4 protein-coding genes and 1 pseudogene are annotated in these 4,497 nt (G+C 68.5%); 2 read left to right on the top strand and 3 right to left on the bottom strand.

The features are described from left to right. Positions 1 to 281: 281 nt before the first annotated feature. The 3 genes from ACKVMH_RS12815 to ACKVMH_RS12805 all read right to left on the bottom strand — a co-directional run bounded on the left by ACKVMH_RS12815 (position 282) and on the right by ACKVMH_RS12805 (position 3,467). Positions 282 to 1,484: a polyketide cyclase gene (locus ACKVMH_RS12815; RefSeq protein WP_412700587.1), complete on the bottom strand. Its 1,203-nt coding sequence runs from the start codon at positions 1,482 to 1,484 to the stop codon at positions 282 to 284. A 148-nt stretch (positions 1,485 to 1,632) separates the two neighbouring features. After that, positions 1,633 to 2,274 carry a response regulator gene (locus tag ACKVMH_RS12810; RefSeq protein WP_215218427.1) on the bottom strand — a complete coding sequence of 214 codons (642 nt, stop codon included), beginning with the start codon at positions 2,272 to 2,274 and terminating at the stop codon, positions 1,633 to 1,635. Further along, positions 2,271 to 3,467 carry a sensor histidine kinase gene (locus ACKVMH_RS12805; protein ID WP_412700586.1) on the bottom strand — a complete coding sequence of 399 codons (1,197 nt, stop codon included), beginning with the start codon at positions 3,465 to 3,467 and terminating at the stop codon, positions 2,271 to 2,273. Before ACKVMH_RS12805 ends, ACKVMH_RS12810 begins: the two co-directional genes overlap by 4 nt. A 175-nt stretch (positions 3,468 to 3,642) precedes the next feature. Here ACKVMH_RS12805 and ACKVMH_RS12800 point away from each other — a divergent pair, with 175 nt between their 5' ends. Both ACKVMH_RS12800 and minC read left to right on the top strand, forming a co-directional pair. After that, positions 3,643 to 4,251, top strand: coding sequence for a GNAT family N-acetyltransferase (locus ACKVMH_RS12800; protein ID WP_215218429.1), 609 nt, complete (start codon positions 3,643 to 3,645; stop codon positions 4,249 to 4,251). Further along, positions 4,248 to 4,497, top strand: a pseudogene (minC, locus tag ACKVMH_RS12795) (septum site-determining protein MinC); the annotation flags it as partial. The gene ACKVMH_RS12800 and the pseudogene minC, both read left to right, overlap by 4 nt.

Below are 4,497 nucleotides of genomic sequence, written 5' to 3'. Positions count from 1 at the left end.
GCCGTGGCCGAACGCGAACAGCGCGGCCGGCTGCAGCCGCGCCTGCGCGGCGGGGTCAACCACGTGCGCGACATAGGCCGACAGCGCCACCGCGATGGCCGCCATGACCGCGCCAGACGCCGGAAGGACCCGCAGCGAACGGGGGCTCGACGCGCGTGCGCCGGTCGGTTTCGGTGTCATGCCTGGGGCCTCGTGGGGATTGGCCGCACGATACCAGCCCCAAAACGAAACGCGCCGCGGAAATCCGCGGCGCGTCGGGTATCACCGTGTAGCAGGGAGGCTTACTTGACCGCCCAGTAGACGACGAACTCGCCGTTCTCGGTGAAGCCGCTGTTGATGCCGTCCACCCACGCCTCGTATGGGCGCTCGACGGTCTGGTGGCCGCGGGTCATCGCCCAGCCACGCAGCGCATCGCGCACGTTCGAGAGGTTGGCCATGTGGCCCTTGAAGGGGACCATCGCGACCGGGCCGGCGGGCACTTCGACCACTTCGACCGGACCCTGTACTTCGATTTTCAACGGGCCGTTGGACGGGTACTCGGTGGCCGAGGCGAGGATCGACTTGCCGGTCACCGCCGGGGCGTTGTCGCCCTCTTCCGCGCCCTCTTCCGCGCCCTCGGCATCGGCCGCGTCGTCGCTCTCGGCAGCGTCGTCATTGCCATTGCCACTGCCCGCAAGGCGGACCGGCTGGGCGACTTCGAACGCGTAGTTCTCGGAGCCGAACTCGTTGGTGATGATGCGGACCGGGCCGGCCGGCTCAAGGCCGTTGGCGTCCATCACCTTGGTGATCCACTGCATGTTGTTGCGCATGGTGCGCTGCACGACGTCGTTGTTGCGCTCGACCGCCGCACCCACCACCAGCAGCGTCTGCGCCGGGCGCTCGCCCATCTGCGGCGCCATGGTCGGGTCGTCCTTGCTCAGCTCGGCGTAGTCGAAGTTCGGCACCGCCGCGAGCATGTTGCTCAGGCGCGACAGGCTGACCTTCATGTCGCCACCGAAGTTGCTGCCCACGTACATGCCGGCGTAGCGGCCGAGCAGGTTCATGCCGTAATCGACGTCGTAGGTCTGGGTGATCTTGACGTTGCGGTTGTTGCGGCCGGTCGGCTCCAGGATGAACTTGGTGACCTTGTTCTTGCCGACCTTGTCGTCATTGATCCGGAAGGTGACGCTCTTGTTCGGGACGGCCTCGATGATCTCCCAGCTGCCCTCGCCCACTTCCTTCACGTCCGAATCGAACTCCAGGCGCGCACCGACGCCCTCTTCAGGCCCGACCAGCTTCTTGTCCATGCCCGGGTCGCGCAGCGCCAGCGTGTTCCAGTCGTCGAAACGACGGAAGCTGCTGATCGTGTCGTATACGACCGTGAGCTTGCGGTTGGTCTCAACCGAGTTCTCGATGTGGCGGCTCGACGGCAGCAGGAAGCCGACAGCGACGAAAAGCACGGCCACGATGGCCAGTGAAATCAGGATCTCGATCAGACGGGTCATTCAGGTTCTCCAGGGCCGGACCCGGGACGGGACGGGGCGCAGACCCATCATCCTAGCAAGGAAGATATGGCCAGCGCAGCCTCCCGCGATCACAAAAGGCCGGAGCCGCAAAGCCGCCCGGGGGCGACTTCTCCGGTCAAGGCCCGTCTCAGACCAGCTGGAGTTCGAAGGCCTTCAGCACGGCCCGGGTGCGGTCGCGTACGCCCAGCTTGGAGAGGATGTTGGAGACGTGGTTCTTGATCGTCCCCTCCGCCACTCCGAGCGAGTTGGCGATTTCCTTGTTGGAAAAGCCGCCGGCCATCAGCCGCAGGATCTCGGTCTCGCGCTCGGTCAGCGGGTCGGGGCGGTCCAGGCTGACGAAATCGTTGCGCATGTGCTCCAGTCCCGACAGCAGCCGCTGGGTCATGGCCGGCTGGACCAGCGACCCGCCGGCGGCGACGGTCTGGATCGCCCCCACCAGCTGCTCGAGCGACACGTCCTTGAGCAGGTAGCCCTTGGCGCCGGCCTTGAGCCCGGCCAGCACCAGCTGGTCGTCGTCGAACGTGGTCAGGATGATCGTGGGCGGCAGCTGGTTGGTGCGGGCCAGGGCCTGCAGCGCCTCCAGTCCGGACATCACCGGCATCCGCATGTCCATCAGGACGACGTCGGGACGCACCTGGGGGATCACTTCGACCGCCTGCCGGCCATCGCCCGCCTCGGCCACCACTTCGATGCCGTCGGCCAGCGACAGCAGCGAACGCACGCCCTGGCGCACCAGGGTCTGATCATCGACAAGCAGTACGCGGATCATGCAACCACTCCTTCGCTGGCGGCGGAGGCCGCCGTGGCCGGTAGCGTCAGGTGAAGGCGGAAGCCTGCCTGCGCCCGGGTTTCGATCGTCAGCTCGCCACCGTACTGCTGCAGGCGCTCGCGCATGCCGCGCAGGCCGTTGCCGGCGGTGAGTTCGTCCGCGCCGCGCCCGTCGTCGCGTGCGGTCATGTCGATCCGGCACTGCTCGCGGCGTGCGCGGATCCACAGGTTGCGGGCGCCGGCGTGGCGCACCGCGTTGGTGATGATTTCCTGCGTGCAGCGCAGCAGCACGTGGGCGCGCTCGGGGTCATCGAGCGTGAGCGGCGCCTCGATGTCCATGTGGATGTCGAGGCCGGGGACGTTCTCGGCAAGCGGCTGCAGCGCCGCGGCCAGGTCGATGGCGCCGTCCTCGCGCAACTGGCTGACCGCCTCGCGCACATCGGTGAGCAGCAGCTTGGCCAGCGTGTGGGCCTGGCCGACGTGGTCGCGCGCGCGGCCGTCGACGAGGTGCCCCGCGACTTCCAGGTTGAGGCTCAGCGCGGTCAGGTGGTGGCCGAGCAGGTCGTGCAGCTCACGCGAGATGCGCGTGCGCTCGTTGATGCGTGCGCTCTCGGCCAGCAGCAAGCGCGTCGCGCGCAGCTCGGCATTGAGCCGGCGCTGCTCCTCGCGGGCCTGGGCCTGCTGCTTGGCCACCAGCGCGGTGACGAACACCAGGCTCGAGAACCCCACGTAGGCCAGCGACTGGGCCACCGCGATCAGCAGCGGCATGCCGATGGTGACGAACACCGGCGCGATCACCAGGTTGCCGCCAATCAACCAGGCAATGCCCACCCGCAGCGACAGCAACCAGGGCAGCAGCCCGGCGACGACCATCAGGAGGATGCTGCCCAGGCCGGTGCTGGACAGGTAGCTCACGCCGATCGCGCACAGGGTGAGCACCAGCAGCAGGACATGGGACAGCAACGTCGGCCGTTGGCTTCCCAGGTCGCGGGTGATCCACCAGTAGGCCCCGCCGAACGTCAGGTACAGCGCGACCCAGCGCGCCACCAGCAGGTCGAACGACCCCTGCCCCTCGGCGGCGAGCACCAGCCCACCCGGGTCCAGCCACAGCTGGACCAGCCACATGCCGACCATGCCCCACGTGAAGAGACCGGCGAAACGCAGCAGTCGGCTATGGTTCAGGCGGCTCAGCATGTCCGCATGCTATCGGCATTCCCCGCCCACCGGTGCCCCCGAAAGTCATGCCTGAATGCGGGTCCGCGCATCCTGCTCGCGCAAGCCCGGCAGTCGCTCGCGCCCGCCCCCCGTGCGATAATCGCGACGCTGCGCGACCGCCGCGCGGTGCACGCAGAACCTCTTGGAGCCCGGAATGTCGATCGTCGTCCGCGACGTGCGTGAGCACGAGCTGGATTCCGTCCTTGCCCTGAACAATGCCGCCGGCCCCGCGATCCTGCCCCTGGATTCGGCCCGGTTGCGCCATTTCTACGAGACCGCCGAATACTTCCGCGTCGCCGAGCGCGACGGGACGCTGGCCGGGTTCCTGATCGGCGTCGGCAGCGATGCGGACCATGACAGCCGCAATTTCCAGTGGTTCCGCGAGCGGTATCCCCGTTTTTTCTACATCGACCGTGTGGTCGTCGCCAGCCGCCGCCGCGGCGGCGGTGTCGGCCGTGCGTTCTATGCCGACGTGCAGAGCCACGCCGAGCTGCGCTACCCGCTTGTGACCTGCGAGGTGTTCCTGGAGGGCGTGACCGACCCGGTGCTGCTGTTCCACGGCAGCTTCGGTTTCCGCGAGGTCGGCCAGCGCGTGCTGGTACGCAACGGCATGCGCGCGGCGATGCTGATGAAGGAGCTCTGCAGCTACCCCTGGGTGCGCGACACCTACGGCGGCAACCTCCCCGACGTGCCCTGGATCACCACGCGCAGCGTCCTCGAGGCGCCGCCAGCCCCCCGCTCGACCGGAACCGGCGGTCCATGAGCGCGGTCGGGATGGACTACGAACCGGCCGGCGAGCTGAAGATCGGCCAGGTCGGCATCGCCAACCTCCGCATCCGCACCCTCGACATCGACCGCCTGGCGGCGGAGATGGCGGACCGCGTGCGGCGCGCGCCCAACCTGTTCCGCCGGGCCGCCGTGGTGGTGGATTTTGGCGGCCTCTCCCAGACCCCGGACGTCGCCACCGCGCGGGCCCTGCTCGACGGCCTGCGCAAGGCCGGCGTGCTGC

It is taken from the genome of Lysobacter zhanggongensis (genome assembly GCF_046638635.1).
Lineage (GTDB): Bacteria > Pseudomonadota > Gammaproteobacteria > Xanthomonadales > Xanthomonadaceae > Novilysobacter > Novilysobacter luteus.
The sequence above is the reverse complement of the archived record's forward strand: the minus strand, read 5'-3'. Positions and strand labels throughout refer to the sequence as shown.